The 17,468-nt window shown below is 36.9% G+C and carries 17 protein-coding genes; 11 read left to right on the top strand and 6 right to left on the bottom strand.

Annotation, left to right across the window (positions count from 1 at the left end):
• From meaB to OEV98_RS09570, 3 genes are all read left to right on the top strand, one after another.
• Window positions 1-1,044: a methylmalonyl Co-A mutase-associated GTPase MeaB gene (gene meaB / locus OEV98_RS09580; protein ID WP_263073053.1), complete on the top strand. Its 1,044-nt coding sequence runs from the start codon at window positions 1-3 to the stop codon at window positions 1,042-1,044.
• A 524-nt stretch (window positions 1,045-1,568) separates the two neighbouring features.
• The gene (locus OEV98_RS09575; protein ID WP_263073052.1) at window positions 1,569-2,006 is read left to right on the top strand and encodes a BrxA/BrxB family bacilliredoxin; all 438 of its coding nucleotides are present in this window, start codon (window positions 1,569-1,571) and stop codon (window positions 2,004-2,006) included.
• Window positions 2,007-2,207: 201 nt separating this feature from the next.
• Window positions 2,208-2,723: a L,D-transpeptidase gene (locus tag OEV98_RS09570; RefSeq protein WP_263073051.1), complete on the top strand. Its 516-nt coding sequence runs from the start codon at window positions 2,208-2,210 to the stop codon at window positions 2,721-2,723.
• 35 nt (window positions 2,724-2,758) lie between these two features.
• On the opposite strand, the gene prli42 is transcribed toward OEV98_RS09570, so the two are convergent.
• On the bottom strand, window positions 2,759-2,854 hold the full coding sequence (prli42, locus tag OEV98_RS09565) for a stressosome-associated protein Prli42 (RefSeq protein WP_263073050.1): 96 nt from the start codon (window positions 2,852-2,854) through the stop codon (window positions 2,759-2,761).
• Between the two features lie 212 nt (window positions 2,855-3,066).
• On the opposite strand from prli42, the gene mce reads away from it, so the two are divergent.
• The 5 genes from mce to OEV98_RS09540 all read left to right on the top strand — a co-directional run bounded on the left by mce (window position 3,067) and on the right by OEV98_RS09540 (window position 8,217).
• Window positions 3,067-3,471, top strand: coding sequence for a methylmalonyl-CoA epimerase (gene mce, locus OEV98_RS09560; protein ID WP_263073049.1), 405 nt, complete (start codon window positions 3,067-3,069; stop codon window positions 3,469-3,471).
• Between the two features lie 54 nt (window positions 3,472-3,525).
• Window positions 3,526-5,088 (top strand): acyl-CoA carboxylase subunit beta, encoded by a 1,563-nt coding sequence (locus OEV98_RS09555; RefSeq protein WP_263073048.1) that lies wholly within the window; start codon window positions 3,526-3,528, stop codon window positions 5,086-5,088.
• Window positions 5,089-5,269: 181 nt separating this feature from the next.
• Window positions 5,270-6,391 carry a tripeptidase T gene (locus tag OEV98_RS09550; protein WP_263073047.1) on the top strand — a complete coding sequence of 374 codons (1,122 nt, stop codon included), beginning with the start codon at window positions 5,270-5,272 and terminating at the stop codon, window positions 6,389-6,391.
• Window positions 6,392-6,438: 47 nt separating this feature from the next.
• Entirely contained in the window at window positions 6,439-6,921 is a 483-nt protein-coding gene (locus OEV98_RS09545; protein WP_263073046.1) for a chemotaxis protein CheW, read from the top strand.
• A gap of 48 nt (window positions 6,922-6,969) precedes the next feature.
• A complete protein-coding gene (locus OEV98_RS09540; RefSeq protein ID WP_263073045.1) occupies window positions 6,970-8,217 on the top strand; it encodes a DNA polymerase IV in 1,248 nt (415 codons plus the stop codon).
• Between the two features lie 62 nt (window positions 8,218-8,279).
• Here OEV98_RS09540 and OEV98_RS09535 read toward each other — a convergent pair whose 3' ends face one another.
• Both OEV98_RS09535 and zwf read right to left on the bottom strand, forming a co-directional pair.
• Entirely contained in the window at window positions 8,280-9,545 is a 1,266-nt protein-coding gene (locus OEV98_RS09535; protein ID WP_263073044.1) for a SpoIID/LytB domain-containing protein, read from the bottom strand.
• 129 nt (window positions 9,546-9,674) lie between these two features.
• Entirely contained in the window at window positions 9,675-11,177 is a 1,503-nt protein-coding gene (zwf, locus tag OEV98_RS09530) for a glucose-6-phosphate dehydrogenase (protein WP_263073043.1), read from the bottom strand.
• 306 nt (window positions 11,178-11,483) lie between these two features.
• On the opposite strand from zwf, the gene rnz reads away from it, so the two are divergent.
• Complete coding sequence (gene rnz / locus OEV98_RS09525; RefSeq protein ID WP_263073042.1) at window positions 11,484-12,404, top strand: ribonuclease Z; 921 nt, start codon at window positions 11,484-11,486, stop codon at window positions 12,402-12,404.
• Window positions 12,405-12,453: 49 nt separating this feature from the next.
• Here the strand turns inward: rnz and namA are convergent, their stop codons facing one another.
• Complete coding sequence (gene namA, locus OEV98_RS09520; protein ID WP_263073041.1) at window positions 12,454-13,476, bottom strand: NADPH dehydrogenase NamA; 1,023 nt, start codon at window positions 13,474-13,476, stop codon at window positions 12,454-12,456.
• A gap of 203 nt (window positions 13,477-13,679) precedes the next feature.
• On the opposite strand from namA, the gene OEV98_RS09515 reads away from it, so the two are divergent.
• Both OEV98_RS09515 and OEV98_RS09510 read left to right on the top strand, forming a co-directional pair.
• Window positions 13,680-14,642, top strand: coding sequence for an MBL fold metallo-hydrolase (locus OEV98_RS09515; protein ID WP_263073040.1), 963 nt, complete (start codon window positions 13,680-13,682; stop codon window positions 14,640-14,642).
• Window positions 14,643-14,670: 28 nt separating this feature from the next.
• Complete coding sequence (locus OEV98_RS09510) at window positions 14,671-15,462, top strand: SDR family NAD(P)-dependent oxidoreductase (protein ID WP_263073039.1); 792 nt, start codon at window positions 14,671-14,673, stop codon at window positions 15,460-15,462.
• Window positions 15,463-15,592: 130 nt separating this feature from the next.
• On the opposite strand, the gene OEV98_RS09505 is transcribed toward OEV98_RS09510, so the two are convergent.
• On the bottom strand, window positions 15,593-16,372 hold the full coding sequence (locus OEV98_RS09505) for a zinc ribbon domain-containing protein (RefSeq protein WP_263073038.1): 780 nt from the start codon (window positions 16,370-16,372) through the stop codon (window positions 15,593-15,595).
• Between the two features lie 255 nt (window positions 16,373-16,627).
• Window positions 16,628-17,413: a histidinol-phosphatase HisJ family protein gene (locus tag OEV98_RS09500; RefSeq protein WP_263073037.1), complete on the bottom strand. Its 786-nt coding sequence runs from the start codon at window positions 17,411-17,413 to the stop codon at window positions 16,628-16,630.
• Window positions 17,414-17,468 lie beyond the last annotated feature (55 nt).

Below are 17,468 nucleotides of genomic sequence, written 5' to 3'. Positions count from 1 at the left end.
ATGCCGGAGGATAGCAAGAAAAACCGTTCACGATATGTAAAAAAGGATAGAAGCACATTATCTATTACCGATTATGTGAAAGGTATTAGAAATGGTGACCGAAGTATATTAGCAAAAGCAATTACCTTAATTGAGAGTAGGAATTCTAATCATTTTAAAATGAGTCAGCAGATTTTGAAAGAAATTTTACCCTTTACGGGAAACTCCATGCGTATCGGTATTACAGGGGTTCCAGGAGCAGGAAAAAGCACCTTCATTGAAAGATTTGGTACGGAGCTTTGCAATAAAGGTAGAAAGGTAGCCGTTTTAGCCATCGATCCAACCTCAACTATTAGCAAAGGGAGCATTCTTGGCGATAAAACACGAATGGAAAATTTATCACGGGAACCGAATGCATTTATTCGCCCCTCTCCAACCAATGGTGCACTCGGAGGGGTTCATCGAAAAACACGTGAAACCATTCTTTTATGTGAAGCAGCTGGTTTTGACACGATATTTGTAGAAACAGTCGGGGTTGGCCAAAATGAAGTGGTAGTCCGAACAATGGTAGATTTGCTTATGATGCTAACCATTACTGGAGCTGGAGATGAGCTACAAGGAATGAAAAAGGGGATGATGGAGCTATGCGATATGGTCCTCGTGACAAAGGCAGATGGTAGCAATAAACAAAAGGCAATAGAAACAAAAAGCCAATACAATAAATTTCTACATTTGCTAAAACCAGTAACAAGAGGCTGGATAGCTAAAGCATTTACCTGTTCTGCGGTGACAGGAGAAGGAATCCCAATGGTATGGAAGGTCATTCAAAAATTTTTCACCGTAGTGGACAACAATGGCTATTTAATGGAAAGAAGGAATGAACAAACAAAAGAATGGCTGCGATCCTCAATAATGGAGCAATTGGAGCATTCCTTTTTTCAAAATAAGGAGGTCATGCTCCGGCTCCCACTATTAGAAAGTAAGGTCACAGCTCTTTCCTTACCAGTATCTACTGCAGTGGAACAATTACTGGAGCTTTATTTCCATGAAATCAAAAAAATATAAAGTAAATAAAAATAGGCTGTTTTTGTATAAATTAAATTGTTTCTATTTGTAAAAAGTACACAGAATGAATTCACCCTATGCATCCATTCGGGCAAGCGGTGAGACTAGCTGCTGCTTTAATCCCTACTAGCAAACTTCGCCAACCTCCGTATGATTAGGAAACATCGGTTCGTAAACTCACCGTGTTTCCTTTATCCTGTAGATTGGCTACAGTTTGTATGTGTATGTCGCCGGGCAGCCGCCTCCGCCTTTATGGATTCTTTGTGCATTCAGTCTGTTCAGTAGTTTTAACAAAATTTCTAATCTTGTTAAATAAAATAATTCGTTAAAAAAAGCCATAAAAAAAGAGATAGTGCCGATTCGCACTATCTTCATCAGGGAGTTAGGGGTATGGATCATGTGTACTAATACTTTACCCCTTGAACAATAAATTAAACATAAAATTTGAAATTTGATTATAATAATTGATATGATAAACAAAGAATAACGTATTTACAATGAAGAATAAAAAGGAGTGATTCGTAATGAGTCTTGATTTTAATTTTTTAATGAATGACGTTGTAGAACAAGCAAGAAAAGATATAGTGGAAGCAGGATTTGAAGAACTAAAAACTGCGGATGAAGTAGAAGAAGCATTAAACAGAAAAGGTACAACATTAGTAATGGTCAATTCCGTATGTGGTTGTGCCGGTGGAATTGCTCGTCCAGCAGCAAAGCATGCGATTCATTTTGATAAACGACCAGACCATTTAGTTACCGTTTTTGCAGGTCAAGATAAAGAAGCTACAGCGAAAGCAAGAAGCTATTTTGAAGGATACCCACCATCTTCTCCATCCTTTGCTTTATTAAAAGATGGGAAAATTTGTGCAATGGTAGAACGTCACGAAATTGAAGGCCATGCACCGATGTCAGTTATTGAAAATTTACAGGAGCTTTTTGACAAATATTGTGAGGAATTTTAATTACTAAAGACTAACGGCATTTATTATGCTGCATTCTATAAGATTGTTAAGAAGACTCTCACTGGAAAGCGAAGTACATTCAGATTAAAGGCTATTAACAAATAGCGATATACTTTACGAGTACAGCCATTTTAATAAAATCAATTGCTTAAAACCACCAGCTTAGGAACATACTAGAAAAAAAGCTGGTGGTGTTTTTTTATGAAATTATTGTTATCATTGCTACTTGCATTCACCATGTCTCCGGTTTGGCCAATTGGTCCAAATCCACTTCCAGGTGATCCATTTCTTATTGTAAATAAAAAAAGTAATGAGGTTGCTTTTATCCATGATAATAAAGTACAGATAGTTTATAAAGCGGCAACCGGAAAGACAAATGATCTCACTCCAGCAGGATTATATACAGTCACTGTAAAAGCAATCAATCCATATTATCGAAAAAAAAATATTCCGGGAGGATCACCAAAAAATCCATTAGGATCACGCTGGATTGGATTTAATGCAAAGGACACAGAAGGAAGAACATATGGCATTCACGGTACAAATAACCCATCATCTATTGGTGGCTATGTTTCACAAGGCTGTATTCGATTGAAAAATGAGGATGCCATTGAGTTGTTTGAAAAGGTACCGATTGGTACAAAAATTTATATAACATACTCTGGAATGCCATTTGAAGAAATTGCGCAAGAAAAAGGAGCTATTACCAATCATTAAAGATATGGTAAGAGCTCCGTTGCTATCGTTTAATTTTATAGAAAAATCGTTAATCCTGCTAGAAATGTAGATGCCACCATTGCAAAAAGCATAAAATAGATAATTACTTTCCGCAGTTTTCGGTTGGTCATAATGATTCCTCACTTTCATATAATCTACTAATCCTATTGTACCCACTTTTGTATACTACTACAAGTTCGTTTTGTTACGAAATCGTGCATCCTTATCTAGTAATCTATGAAAGATTCGACATAATATTCGGGAAAAATAAAAGTACTTACTATATTATGGAATGTGGGAGAACATGACTACCGATTTATGATTAATTTGGAGGTGTTTTGGCGTGAAAGGAATCGATCATATTGGAATTGCAGTTCAATCATTAGAGCAGGCACTGCCATTTTATGTGGACATTTTACAATTTAAGCATGTACATACAGAGGAAGTGGAATCAGAAAGAGTAAGAGTAGCTTTTATCCAAACAGATAATTGTAAAATAGAGCTACTAGAGCCGATGGATGAAAGTAGCCCGGTTTATACTTTTTTACAGAAAAGAGGGGAGGGCGTTCACCATATTGCACTAGAAACTGAAAAAATAGAGGCAGATATTGATTCATTAACAGAAAAAGCTGTCCGATTGATTAATCAGCAACCGAAACAAGGGGCAGGCGGTGCACGCGTTGCCTTTTTACACCCTAAATCTGCCAATGGTGTGTTATATGAACTTTGTGAAAGACAATCAAAATAGCAATTTGAAATAGTAGTTATGTTAAATGGAAATAGATGGGAAGGGGAGAAATAAATGCGCGGGGTAAAACAGACGGATATGTTTGATAAAATCCATGAATTGTATGATAAGCGCCGAGAGGTAGAGCTAGGTGGGGGAGAAGAAAAAATTGATAAGCAGCATGATAAAGGAAAATTAACGGCAAGAGAGCGGATCAATCTTCTTGTTGATGACGGTTCCTTTGTCGAATTAAATCCATTCATGGAACATCGCTCGCTTGAACTAATGGGGGTAAAGGGACCGGGCGATGGTGTTGTTACCGGATTTGCTAAAATAAATGGTCGGCCAATCTATTTATTTTCTCAGGATTTTACTGTGTTTGGTGGTGCATTAGGAGAAATGCACGCAAAAAAAATCGCGAATGTAATGGATTTGGCAGCGAAAAATGGAGTACCAATTGTAGGATTAAATGATTCCGGAGGTGCTAGAATTCAAGAAGGAGTTATTTCGTTAGATGGATATGGCCATGTTTTTTATCGAAATTCAATATATTCTGGTGTTGTTCCACAAATTTCTGTCATAATGGGACCTTGTGCAGGCGGAGCAGTATATTCCCCTGCAATTACCGATTTTGTAATTATGGTGGAAAAGACTAGTCAAATGTTTATCACCGGTCCGAAGGTAATAGAAACGGTAACAGGAGAAAAGATTAGCTCAGAAAATTTAGGAGGAGCAAGAATCCATAGTGGCATTAGTGGAAATGCCCATTTCAGTGTTCCAACAGAGGAAGAGGCACTACTGACCGTTCGTACATTACTCAGTTATTTACCATTAAATAACGAAGAACGACCACCTACGAAAGAGGAGGTAACGGAGGGTGATGATTATCGACCTAAGCTAGCGGAGATAATTCCTTATGATCCACTGCGAACCTATGATGTTCGTAACGTTATTGAAGAGGTATTAGATCAAAACACTTTTTTTGAAATACAGAAAGATTTTGCCAAAAATATTGTGATTGGCTTTGGAAGAATAAAAGGAGAAACGGTAGGATTAGTATGTAATCAACCGAAATGGCTAGCGGGAGGGCTTGATATAGATTCCTCTGATAAAGCAGCAAGATTTATCCGCTTTTGTGATTCCTTTAATATTCCGATTATTACCTTTGAAGACGTTACCGGATTTTTTCCAGGTGTAAAGCAGGAGCATGGGGGCATCATTCGTCATGGAGCAAAAATATTGTATGCCTATTCTGAAGCAACCGTTCCGAAAATGACCGTTATTACAAGGAAGGCTTATGGTGGTGCTTATGTTGCATTAAACAGTAAAGCAATTGGGGCAGACTTTGTGTTTGCCTGGCCAAATGCTGAAATTGCCGTCATGGGACCTCAAGGAGCGGCGAATATTATATATGCAAAGGAAATTCAGCAAAGTAACAATCCAGAAATAACTCGCGAACAAAAAATCGTAGAATATCGCGAAAAATTTGCCAATCCATATGTTGCTGCAAAAATGGGAATGGTTGACGATGTGATCGATCCGCGGGAGACAAGAATGAAATTGATTCAATGTTTAGATATGCTAAAAACAAAACAAGAAACAAGGCCGAAGAAAAAGCATGGCAATATACCTTTATAAAGTAAATTGGTAAGCGATTACAAAGTGCTGATCATAAAAAGATTAGCGCTTTTTTTGCAATTGAAATTTTTTCGTAAGCAAAACATATGTCGGGAAAATAATCGAAACCAAGAGAAAAATTTGAATGGATATGGAAAAAAGCGGTATACTTAGTTTGTTACTATTAATAGGAGGGTTATATATGATAAATAATAATAGATTGTTAAATACATTTTTAGAGCTTGTTCAAATTGACTCAGAAACAAAAAATGAAGCTCAAATTTCGAAAGTATTGAAGCAAAAATTTTCTGATCTTGGTTTAGATGTTTTCGAGGATGATACGATAGCTCAAACTGGACATGGTGCGGGCAATTTAATTTGTACATTAAAAGGAAATAATCCAAATGCCGATACGATTTATTTTACTTCCCATATGGATACCGTTGTGCCAGGAAAAGGCATAAAACCATCGATAAAAGATGGCTATGTTGTAAGTGATGGTACGACAATTTTAGGGGCGGATGATAAGGCCGGACTTGCAGCAATATTCGAAGCAATTCAAGTAATAAAAGAAACGAATATTGCGCATGGCGATATCCAATTTGTTATTACTGTTGGTGAGGAATCTGGATTAATGGGAGCAAAAGCATTAGATCCTTCTTTAATTAAAGCAAAATACGGGTATGCATTAGATAGCGATGGTCCTGTAGGTACTATTGTCGTTGCAGCACCAACACAAGCGAAAATTAAAGCAACTATATACGGAAAAAGTGCACATGCTGGCGTTGCACCGGAAAAAGGAATTTCTGCGATTACAATTGCAGCAAAATCGATTTCTAAAATGCCGCTAGGGCGAATTGATGAAGAAACAACCGCTAATATCGGTCGTTTTGAAGGTGGTCAAGCAACGAACATTGTCTGTGACCGTGTGGACATTTTAGCAGAGGCACGTTCATTAGTACAAGAAAAATTAGATCAACAAGTACAAAAAATGAAAGTGGCATTCGAAGAAACTGCGACTGCTATGGGTGGTCGTGCGGAAATCGATGTGCAAGTAATGTATCCATCCTTTAAATTTAGTAGCAACGATCAAGTAGTACAAATCGCTGAATTAGCAGCGAAAAAAATTGGTCGGGAGAGTAATTTAATTCAAAGTGGTGGTGGTAGTGATGGGAACGTTATCGCTGGATTTGGAATTCCGACCGTTGTATTAGGCGTAGGGTACGAGGAAATTCATACAACAAACGAACGGATTCCTGTAGCTGAATTAAATAAATTGGCTGAAATGGTTTTAGCCATTGTAGAGACGGTAAATAATCAATAAATTTTTGCTACTATATTCCACTAGAAGGAAGCAGTGAGGTGTAACTATTGAATGCATCTAATATCGTCGTTTTTCGAAGCGGATCAGAAATGTATGGAGTGTTGATTGAGAATATTGTCTCCATTGAAAAGTCAGAGAAAACGACCGATGAATATGATTTACCTGTTTATGTAAAAGGTTTTGTAAATAGCGGAGCGGAAGAAGTACCAGTGATTGATTTTCAAACCGTTTTGTATCCGAATAAAGAGACAACGGATGAAACTGCTCGATGTATAGTTGTTAAAGCAGATCTTATTCAGCTTGCATTTTTTGTATCAGAGGTAATCGGCATAAAGGAAGTAGGCAGTGGACAGTTACAGCAAGTGAAATTTGTAACCAATACTTCAAAGTCGATTTTCTCAGCAATTGCAATGATAGAAAATCAGCTAATACCAATTGTCGATCCAGTAAAATTTATTCATTATGCAAAAGACTTTGCTACGATTCTTTCATTTATGAAGGAAAAGCAATCTGTAATAGAGTGCAAGTAATCAATGTAGGTTAAATCGTTTCGTAATATTTCAATAGGGGCTCTAGTCATGGATGGAAATTTATCAAATAAAGCCAAAATTATTTTTCATGTGGATATGAATAGCTTCTATGCATCAGTTGAGATGGCAAGTGATGCGACACTAAAGGGGAAACCTGTTGCCATTGCTGGTAATGTGGAGGAACGCAGAGGTATCATAGTTACGTGCAGCTATGAGGCTAGGGAATTTGGTGTGAAAACGACAATGCCCGTATGGCAGGCGAAAAAATTATGTCCACACCTCATCGTTAAACAACCAAATTTCGAATTATACAGAAAAGCCTCGAAAGCGATGTTTCAATTACTTCGTGGATATACCGATTTAGTAGAACCTGTATCCATTGATGAAGGTTATATGGATATGACACATGCATTGTCCGAGCATCCTTTACATATTGCGAATATGATTCAAGAACAGCTACTCCGAGAACTGGATCTTCCATGCAGTATTGGTATCGCACCAAATAAATTTTTAGCAAAAATGGCTAGTGATATGAAGAAGCCTTTAGGGATTACCATTTTAAGAAAAAGAGAAATCCCAACAATTCTCTGGCCGATGCCTGTGCATGAAATGCATGGAGTCGGTAAAAAGACAGCCGAAAAGCTACAAACCATTGGTGTAGTAACTATCGGTGATTTAGCAAGTACTAATGAATTACAATTAAAAAGCTTACTTGGTATTAATGGAATCCGTTTAAAGGAACGTGCCAATGGAATCGATACGCGTCCGGTCGACCCTGAATCTATTCATGATTATAAAAGTATTGGTAATTCTACTACATTGCCAAAGGATACTACCATTCAGCAAGATTTGCTCGAAACATTGCTCTCTTTGTCCAAAACGGTATCGGCACGGCTAAAAAATAAGAACGTTTATGCTACTAATTTAGCAATAACAATTCGTTATAAGGATCGTTCTACCTATTCAAGAAGCGAAAAGCTAGCGAATCCTATGCAAACAGAAAAGGATATATACGAACAGGCAAAACGATTATTTATTAAGCATTGGAATGGTAATCCAGTCCGATTACTCGGAGTTACTGGTAATGATTTAGTGGAACAGGACCATGCTTTCAAGCAACTCGATATTTTTACATATGAAAAGGACGCAAAAGAGGAGCCGTTGATTAAAACAATGGAGAAGCTGCGAGATAAATTTGGTAAAGATATCATTGTAAAAGGCTGGAATAATTATCATAAAGAGGGTCAGACCGATACAGGATTCAATAAAGATTTTTTAAGACGTGAGGACGAGTAGAAAAGTAAATCCCCCGGATTCGTTAGTTATTACTAGCAAATTTCGGGGGATTGCTTTTTGGTCTAATTATCGATTTGATTAATCAATTTTACTTCTGTACCAGGATAATAATGGTCAATAATTTCTTTATAGGTTTTTCCTGCTTCTGCCATTACATTTGCTCCCCATTGGCTCATTCCTACACCGTGACCATTTCCTTTTCCGCTTATATTATATGCAGAAGGCTCATTTTCAAACGAGCTAATGAGATAGCTTTTAAAGTAGGAAGCACCAATCAGCGGGCGGATTTTTTTTAATGGTACATGATGGAATGAAACCTTTTCGAAAAAAATGAAATCATCCATCACTTTCCGTATTAAAGTGATTTCAATCGAGCCTTCCAATGAACGTTGTGCCTCATTTTTATCCTTCGCAATAACAAAGGTAGGGATACTCAATATTTTAATGTCACCCGGATAGCCATGTTGATTTAGCCAGTTTTTCATCGTGGAAGTGATTTCTACATCTTTTTCTTGTAATTCCTCCCACCAATTAGATTTGCTCCAGTTTATTTCATCCAAGTCGATTTGCGTCTTTTTTAATGAAAAATCCCAAAGAATAACTGGGTCATAAGGATCTTGTTTTATTGGGAAATATGAGCTTTGTTTACCACCCCAAACATTTCTGTTACTTTCGGTCATCCCACCATTACTGGCAGAATAATAAGCATTTATCGGCTTCCCTTTAAATGTAATAATTTCACCATTCGTTTCCTTTACCGCTTGCTTCGTTTTTTCAAATGTATTGTACCCTCCATATACTTGATAATGTGTGGTGTCATCAAGATTGGAAGATTGATGGGTAACGGTATACGTACGGGCAGCCAATGTTTGCGCCTTTAATGCCTCAAGACCCCAACTCGGATAAACTTCAAATGGGACAACACCCATTAAATAATCTTCTAATAATAATTGATTAATGGGACGAATATATTTACCATCTTCTATATGGAATTCGATTGCACCTAAATACGGTCGGTCTTCCAAGAATAATAAATGTTCTTCATCATAATCGGCTGGATATAAAATAAATGGTTCAGCTACCTCTGTAATGGTTTTTCCAAACTGAAGAAATAATTTACCGTTTTTTAATGTAAGTGTGTAATCTACTCCATCCTTTAATGTCACCGTTGGATCCAATGTTAAGTAATCGCTTCTAAAGTGAAATGATATTTTAGAAGTATTTCCAATATAGTTTTTTAAACGTACGGAAATCATTTCATCAGCAAAAACCTCATTTGCGAAGGTTAATGATAAAAAGGTAAAGATGATTAAAGTTAGTGTTTTCATATTTATAGTATTGTTTCCGTGTTAATAGTTTATTCCTAAAGTTTGTCGTGAAGAACAATGAAAGGACACTGTTTAATCAGTGCCCTTCCATATCATTTATTTTGTTCTTATCTTTTGTTAATCACGATTTTAGCAATTTTCATCGACATCTAAATCAGCAACCGGCCACCAGAAGAAGCCGTCTTTTTCGAGTAATTCATCTGCTGCCTTTGGTCCCATAGTGCCTGCCGCATAATTAGGGAATGGAGCTTTTTGGTTTGCCCATACTTCGGAAATTTGATCTACAAATCGCCAAGATAATGCTACTTCATCCCAATGTGTAAAGTTTGTTGCATCCCCACGTAAGCAGTCAAATAAAAGTTTTTCGTACGCTTCTGGTGTGTTCATTCCATCAATGCTCTTATTCGAGAAGTTTAACTTTACAGGATTCGTTTCCATACCTTGTCCAGTCTTCTTCACATTTAAATGAAGGGTAATTCCTTCTTCTGGTTGGATGTGAATAACAAGTAAATTCGGATTCAAGGATGATCCGTTTTTATAGTACAAATTCATTGGAATATCCTTGAATTGTACGACAATTTTTGTAGACTTTTTATCCATTCGTTTTCCTGTACGGATATAGAATGGGACTCCAGCCCAACGGAAATTATCAATCATGAATTTACCGGCAACATATGTTTCCGTGTTGGATTCAGGGTCTACATTCGGTTCGTTCCGGTAAGCAGGAACGGTTTCGTTATTTATCGTACCTTCTCCATATTGACCACGAACGAAATATTGATCAATTTCTTCGTTTTTAAATGGTCGTAATGCACGAAGCACCCGTACCTTTTCGCTGCGAATTTCATCCGTTGTCAGCTTAATCGGTGGTTCCATCGCTAATAAGGATACGATTTGCATCATATGGTTTTGGAGCATATCGCGTAGTGCACCGTTTTTATCATAATATCTAGCCCGTTCCTCAACGCCTAGCGTTTCACTGGAGGTGATTTGAATATTAGAGATGTAACGATTATTCCAAAGTGGTTCAAAGATTGCATTGGAAAAACGAATAACCTCTATGTTTTGGACCATTTCTTTTCCTAAATAATGGTCAATCCGGTATACTTCATTTTCTTTAAAAGCGGAACGAATTCGTTTATTTAAATTGATCGCAGATGGTAAATCATGACCAAATGGTTTTTCAATAACTAATCGTTTGAACCCTTTTGTATCGGTTAGTCCATCTTCTTTTAAATGCTCGGCAACTGTACCGAAAAACTCAGGAGACATTGCTAAATAAAAGATGCGATTACCGTCTAAATGATAGGTAGTATCGAGACAATCGACAAGATTTTTTAATTCCCGATAAGATTCGGAATCTGTAACATCATGTGATTGATAATAAAAATGGGAAATAAACTCGGTTAAATCCTCTGAACTATTTCCAAAGGTATCTATTGATTCCTTTACCCAATTTCGAAAATCGTCGTCATCCTTTAATCGTCTTGCAACACCGACTACGGCAAATCTATCAGATAATAATCCTTTTTTGTAAAGATTATATATGGATGGATATAATTTTCTTTTTGCTAAATCACCTGTTGCGCCAAAAAGTAATATCAATGATGCTGGAGCTTCTGTATGTTTCACTTTATACCCTCACTTTATTATGTAGTCCTAATAGCTAATCGCTATAGTTAAATTTTAGCTATATAATTTTGAAATGGCAAATTGTAAACGGTATCGTATCTATTGTGTGTAATTTAACAATATGCTAATACATAGTATAATGAAAAATATAAAAAGATGAAATAAAAAAGACTCAAATTTCCTTCGTGAAAGAGTCGATCTACTTTGTTTTCGGTGAAAGTATTGTATTTCATGTACGAAAAAAAGATAATAGAGATAATTACTATTAATTGCTTTCATTTTGTTAGTTTATTGGAGGAATCCATTTTGGAAATATTGTTTTTAGGAACAGGTGCAGGTATGCCTGCAAAATATCGGAATGTAACATCTATTGCATTAAAGCATCTTGAGGATGGCTCTATCTGGTTATTTGATTGTGGCGAAGCAACCCAGCATCAAATACTACATACTTCTGTAAAACCGAGAAAAGTCTCGAAAATTTTTATTACCCATTTGCATGGGGACCATATATTTGGCCTACCTGGCTTTTTAGGCAGTCGTTCCTTTTTAGGTGGGATTGAGCCTTTAACGGTTTATGGACCAAAGGGAATTCGTGAATACATTGAAACAAGTCTTGCAATTAGTCAAACCCATTTAAAATATGAATTAATCATTGAAGAGATAGAAGACGGGCAAATACTGGAGGATGAACAATTTCAAATTGAAATAAAATTATTGGAGCATGTGCTTCCATCGTTTGGTTTCCGAATCATGGAAAAGGACAAGCCTGGAGCACTATTAGTGGATGAATTATTAGCTATTGGAATAAAGCCCGGCCCCATTTTTCAGCAAATAAAAAATGGAGAAGAAATCACATTAGAAAATGGGCAAGTTATTTCTGGAAAGGACTATGTTGGTCCAGCGAAAAAGGGACGAACGGTTACAATATTAGGCGATACACGGCCATGTTCGAATGGTTTAGCATTAGCGAAAGATGCGGATTTACTTATTCACGAAGCAACATTTGATAAGAGTGCAGATAAAATGGCAAATGATTATTTCCATTCTACCACTCACCAGGCTGCGACAATTGCAAAAGAAGCGAATGTTGCACAATTATGTATTACCCATATAAGTTCTCGATTTGAAAAAAGAGATTGGCCAATGCTGGAAAGAGAAGCACAGGAAATTTTCCCGAATACAATCATTTCAGAGGACTTTAAAAAAATTGAAGTAAAAATGAAGTAACTAAAACAAAAAGAGTAGATGAAAGCTATCTACTCTTTTTGTGTGCCAATTATAGCCAACCACGCTCGTATGGAACGGGAGCTTTTAAGGAATGCCCTAAAGTTTTGGCTGCCTGATATGGCCAATAAGGATTTCTTAAAAGCTCACGTGCAATAAAAACTAAATCTGCTCGTTCGTTTTGTAAAATTTCCTCCGCTTGAACTGGGGAAGTAATGAGTCCAACAGCACCTACCGGAATAGCAGCATTTTCGCGAATCTTTTCTGCTAATTTCACTTGATATCCAGGATATACTGGCACCTTCACATTTGGAACGACGCCGCCAGTGCTTACATCAATGAAATCTACCCCTTGTTCCTTTAGCCAGCCTGCAATAGTAATAAAATCATCCAATTTAGAACCATCCTCGTGATATTCAGCAGCGGAAATTCGAACAAATAATGGGCCATCCCAAACGGATTTCACTGCATCAACTACTTCACGAATGATACGATAACGATTTTCTAAACTTCCACCATATTCATCACTACGTTTATTCGTTAATGGAGATAAAAATTGGTTCAATAGGTAGCCGTGTGCACCATGTAGCTCAATGACATCAAAGCCTGCTGCTTTCGCTCGACTAGCAGCCTTTTGAAAGGCATCGACAATTTCTTGTATTTCCGATTTTGTTAATTCTTTTGGTGTTTGATAGCGGTCACTAAAAGCGATTGGGCTAGGAGCAACAATATCGCTTGGCAAGTCTGCTTTTCTTCCTGCATGTGCGAGCTGAATACCAGTTTTTGATCCATGCTCTTTCATCAGCTGAACAAGTTCTGTTAATCCCTCAATATGTTGATCATCCCAAATACCTAAATCCTTTGTGGTAATTCTTCCTTGTGCTGTAACGGCAGTGGCCTCTACCATGATTAATCCTACTTGACCAACCGCGCGACTCGCATAATGGGTACGATGCCAATTAAGTACTTTGCCATCCTCGTTATTGGATGAATACATACACATAGGGCTCATCACAATTCGGTTCGGTAACGTGACATTTTTAATCGTATATGGTTCAAATAGCTTTATTGTCATTTCCATCCTCCTCGGTAAATATCATTCCCCACTAGTATAGCAGTAGCGGCAGTGGTAGAGAAAAAAGTTGCTCATGATAAACAATTTGATTATATAATTGCTATTGGCAATTTTCTGCATTCCTATACGGATAACATGACATTTTCCGTGTGAACAGGTAAACTTATGAAAAGATAATGTGATAAAGGAGAGCGGTATTCGAAATGGCAGAATGGATTAACGGAATTGGCAAAATTACGCTACCGACCCCATTTGCAGTTGGCGATGTCAATGTTTTTCTTGTGAAAGGGGAGGCATTAACATTAGTAGATGCCGGAATTAATACAAAGGAAGCGTGGGAAATCTTTGTACATGAATTACAATCATTAGGATATCAGCCTTCAGATATTGACCAAGTGATTTTAACCCATCATCATCCAGATCATGTCGGTTTACTCGATTATTTACCAGTTTCTAAGGTGGTAGGACATGCATATTGCGAACGATGGATTAATCGTGACGAACAGTTTATTTCTGATTATCGGAGTTTTTATAAAAAATTATTTAAGCAGTATAGTGTACCTGAAAAATATTATGTGGGAATTCAACAAATGGAGGACCAATTACAATATTCCTGTAACCGCTCGCTAACCGGTATTTTAGTGGAAGGGATGGATGTTCCCGGTTTACCGAATTGGACGGTTATCGAAACTCCGGGGCATGCACAAAGTCAGCTGAGCTTTATTAATGAAAAGGAAGGGTGGATGTTTGGTGGGGATCATATATTGGCGACAATCTCTTCTAATCCATTATTGGAACCTCCGCTAAAAGCGGGAATGGAGCGTCCAAAGCCATTGCTACAATACAATGCTTCCTTAGTAAAGGTTAAACAATATCCAATTGAATTGGTTTACTCTGGTCACGGTAATGAAGTTAAATACATATCGCGATTAATTGATAGAAGGCTAGCACGCCAGCATAGTCGAGCAATGAAGGTGAAGGAAATGATCCAACAAGAGCCATTAACAGCTTTTGAAATTTGCATGCGGCTGTTTCCACAAGTATATGAGCGCGAGGTAAGCTTAACAATGTCTGAAACGGTTGGTCAATTGGATTACTTACAATCGCTTGGAGAAATAAAATTGATAACAGATGAAGTTGGAAAACAAATATTTGTAACGGTTTAGCTGTAATTAGGAAATTAGAGGTGAGAAGATGGAAAATCTTAAAAATAAAACTATTATCATTACAGGGGCATCTTCTGGAATTGGCGAAAAAATTGCCATGAAAGTGGCTAACATTGGTGCTCGACCGATTCTTGTTGCGCGATCCAAAGAGAAATTAAAAGCGATAAGTAATAAAATTAATCAACAAACAGCAGTCGATAGTTTATACTACCCGCTAGATATTAGTGATAGGAAACAGGTGAAAATTGTTTTTGCACAAATTCTTAAGGAGATTGGGCAGGTTGATATTCTTTTAAACAATGCTGGATTTGCTATCTTTGATTCCTTCGCTGAAGCCGATTTGGAAGATATCGAAAAAATGTTTCAAGTAAATGTTCTTGGATTGATGGCATGTACAAAGGAGGTTCTCCCTTCTATGCTGGAGAGAAATAGTGGCCATATTATTAATATCGCTTCCCAGGCTGGAAAGTTAGCTACGCCGAAATCTAGTGGATATGCTGCAACAAAGCATGCAGTATTAGGGTTTACCAATAGTTTACGAATGGAGCTTGCTAAGACAAATATTTCTGTCTCCTCTGTTAATCCTGGCCCAATAGAGACGACTTTCTTCGACATTGCAGATAAGTCCGGAAACTATGTAAAAAATGTCAAAAAATACATGCTGCAACCGGAAAATGTAGCAGAAAAAATTGTCCAGCTCATGATTCATCCAAAGCGTGAATTAAACTTACCGAGATGGATGAATATGGGAAGTGTTTTATATAATTTATTCCCAAATATTGCCGATCGATTTGTTGGAAATATATTAAATAAAAAATAAAGGCTGTTGTCTAAAAGATTGTTGTTATTTCATGAGATAGGTTATTAATGGCATGTATTCAGTCTGCGCACTTTTTACAAATAGCAACAATCTATACCGTAAACAGCCAAAATAAAATAGGGAATAAGCCCTAAATGAAGAAGGCGATGTCACGCAAAAACCAGTGAGATAACAAAATAAGTACAGCAGAAACAGCGATGGCAGCATATAATGGCTCAGTTTTCCCCTTAGCTTCTGTATGGAAGGAAAAAATCGTTGCAAAAATCACCATAAATTCCAAAATAGTAGTCATATTGATTAGAAATGGCTGGATTACATATAGCTGCGGAATCGAAAGAATAAAAGTAACAAGCATAAAAACGACAGAAATGGTAATAAACGAACCAAACCGTCCGACAATATGATGAAATGCTCGATTTAATTTTAGCCAATAATTAATGACAACATATAAGAGTCCAGCGGTTACGAGTAACCAAGCTTCATAAAATAGAAAGGATAGCAAAAAAGTTTGAAGTGATTCAAGAAAACGGGCGTCCGGTGGTTGCAATAAGGTCAACGGACGATAAAGAAAAGCGATTGTTAGTCCATAAAATAATGCGTACAGTGTAATCGACAAATATCCATTTAAATATTGATCGGCACCTACTCTGTTGGAAAAAGTTGCGGGCGACTTTAAACTTTCGAGAAGGAAATCCCAATACTTTTTAAAAAAACCTTTCTTTTTGTTACGAGAAATAGCTGCAGCTCTCCTGTCTTTCGTATGATGAGACATTGGGCTTACAGCAATTTCGGTGCTATCAATAGCGACTGGTTCGGAAGGCTCTTTTGCAATAGAGTCAAATGAATTCCCACAATACGGACAATAACTCGCATCAGGTGTATTTGTTTTTTGACAATGTGGACAGATCATACACACTACCTCCTATACCATATAGTTATTTTTTTTACTTTGTAATCAGCTAGCGGACTTATACAAACAACCATCCGAAAACCGTCCAAAGGTTAGCCACTATGCATACGAAATACTAAATTCGTTATCTATCCGATAAACCAACCTATTCTATAAATAGTATACGTTCTAAGCTTATATACATATTTTTATTAAGAAAGCTTTCCAGCCATTAAAAAGTAAGGAGAGAATATTGTTATTCTCTCCTTTTTGTTCTTATAGTTTATGAAATATGGGCTGTTGATTTTCGAAGGTTGTTACATAGCGAAAGCCGATTTTTTTTAGAAGTCCAGCCGACTTTTCATAATACTCTGCTAAGCGGTCTGGTCTATGTGCATCTGAGCCAATGGTAATTATTTCCCCACCCATGTCTTTATACAGCTGTAAAATATCTTCGCTTGGTAGTAAACGATTCATTCCATAATAAAAACCTGAAGTATTAATTTCGATTCCTTGTCCAGAAGGAATAATTTCCTTAAAGATTTCTTCGATAATATTTAAAAATAAACTTACACCTTCCGTATATTTATAACGGGCGACTAAATCTAAATGCCCTAAAACGCTAAACGAACGAAAGGTACGAATACATTCTAGCAATTCCAAGTAATATTCTTCATATGCCTGATCAAGGCTCTTTCCTTCAAAAAAACGACCAGAATGCAAATCTAGCTTTTTTGTTGTATGCATCGAGCAAATGACAAAATCAAATGTCTCTTTTTGCAAAAGCTTACGATAACTGTCTAAAACATGTGGCTGAACACCAAGCTCAACTCCTTTCCGAATGTTTATTTTGTCCCCGTATTTGCGCTGCATTGTTGCGATTGTAGCTGCATAATTTACCACATCTAAATCAAAATCAATCGTTTCATCCGGATAATCTTCATCAATATGCTCCGTAAAACACATTTCTTGTATTCCTTTTTGTATGGCAGCTTGCACCATCTCTTCCATTGGAGTATCGCAATCAGCAGAAAAATTACTATGTAAATGGAAATCAAACATGTGTGGCTCGCTCCTGTCTATTAAAAAATAATTTCTACAATTTTAATAATACTAC

The organism is Perspicuibacillus lycopersici (genome assembly GCF_025660475.1).
GTDB classification, from domain to species: Bacteria; Bacillota; Bacilli; order Bacillales; family Caldibacillaceae; genus Perspicuibacillus; species Perspicuibacillus lycopersici.
Note: the sequence above shows the minus strand (reverse complement) of the source record. Positions and strands in the feature narration are given on the sequence as shown.

What these genes read in the sequence shown, in the direction of transcription:
- meaB (WP_263073053.1), top strand. Translation starts at nt 1, where the DNA reads ATGCCGGAGGATAGCAAGAAAAACCGTTCACGATATGTAAAAAAGGAT.
- OEV98_RS09575 (WP_263073052.1), top strand. Translation starts at nt 1,569, where the DNA reads ATGAGTCTTGATTTTAATTTTTTAATGAATGACGTTGTAGAACAAGCA.
- OEV98_RS09570 (WP_263073051.1), top strand. Translation starts at nt 2,208, where the DNA reads ATGAAATTATTGTTATCATTGCTACTTGCATTCACCATGTCTCCGGTT.
- prli42 (WP_263073050.1), bottom strand. Translation starts at nt 2,854, where the DNA reads ATGACCAACCGAAAACTGCGGAAAGTAATTATCTATTTTATGCTTTTT.
- OEV98_RS09555 (WP_263073048.1), top strand. Translation starts at nt 3,526, where the DNA reads ATGCGCGGGGTAAAACAGACGGATATGTTTGATAAAATCCATGAATTG.
- OEV98_RS09550 (WP_263073047.1), top strand. Translation starts at nt 5,270, where the DNA reads ATGATAAATAATAATAGATTGTTAAATACATTTTTAGAGCTTGTTCAA.
- OEV98_RS09540 (WP_263073045.1), top strand. Translation starts at nt 6,970, where the DNA reads ATGGATGGAAATTTATCAAATAAAGCCAAAATTATTTTTCATGTGGAT.
- OEV98_RS09535 (WP_263073044.1), bottom strand. Translation starts at nt 9,545, where the DNA reads ATGAAAACACTAACTTTAATCATCTTTACCTTTTTATCATTAACCTTC.
- namA (WP_263073041.1), bottom strand. Translation starts at nt 13,476, where the DNA reads ATGACAATAAAGCTATTTGAACCATATACGATTAAAAATGTCACGTTA.
- OEV98_RS09515 (WP_263073040.1), top strand. Translation starts at nt 13,680, where the DNA reads ATGGCAGAATGGATTAACGGAATTGGCAAAATTACGCTACCGACCCCA.
- OEV98_RS09510 (WP_263073039.1), top strand. Translation starts at nt 14,671, where the DNA reads ATGGAAAATCTTAAAAATAAAACTATTATCATTACAGGGGCATCTTCT.
- OEV98_RS09505 (WP_263073038.1), bottom strand. Translation starts at nt 16,372, where the DNA reads ATGATCTGTCCACATTGTCAAAAAACAAATACACCTGATGCGAGTTAT.
- OEV98_RS09500 (WP_263073037.1), bottom strand. Translation starts at nt 17,413, where the DNA reads ATGTTTGATTTCCATTTACATAGTAATTTTTCTGCTGATTGCGATACT.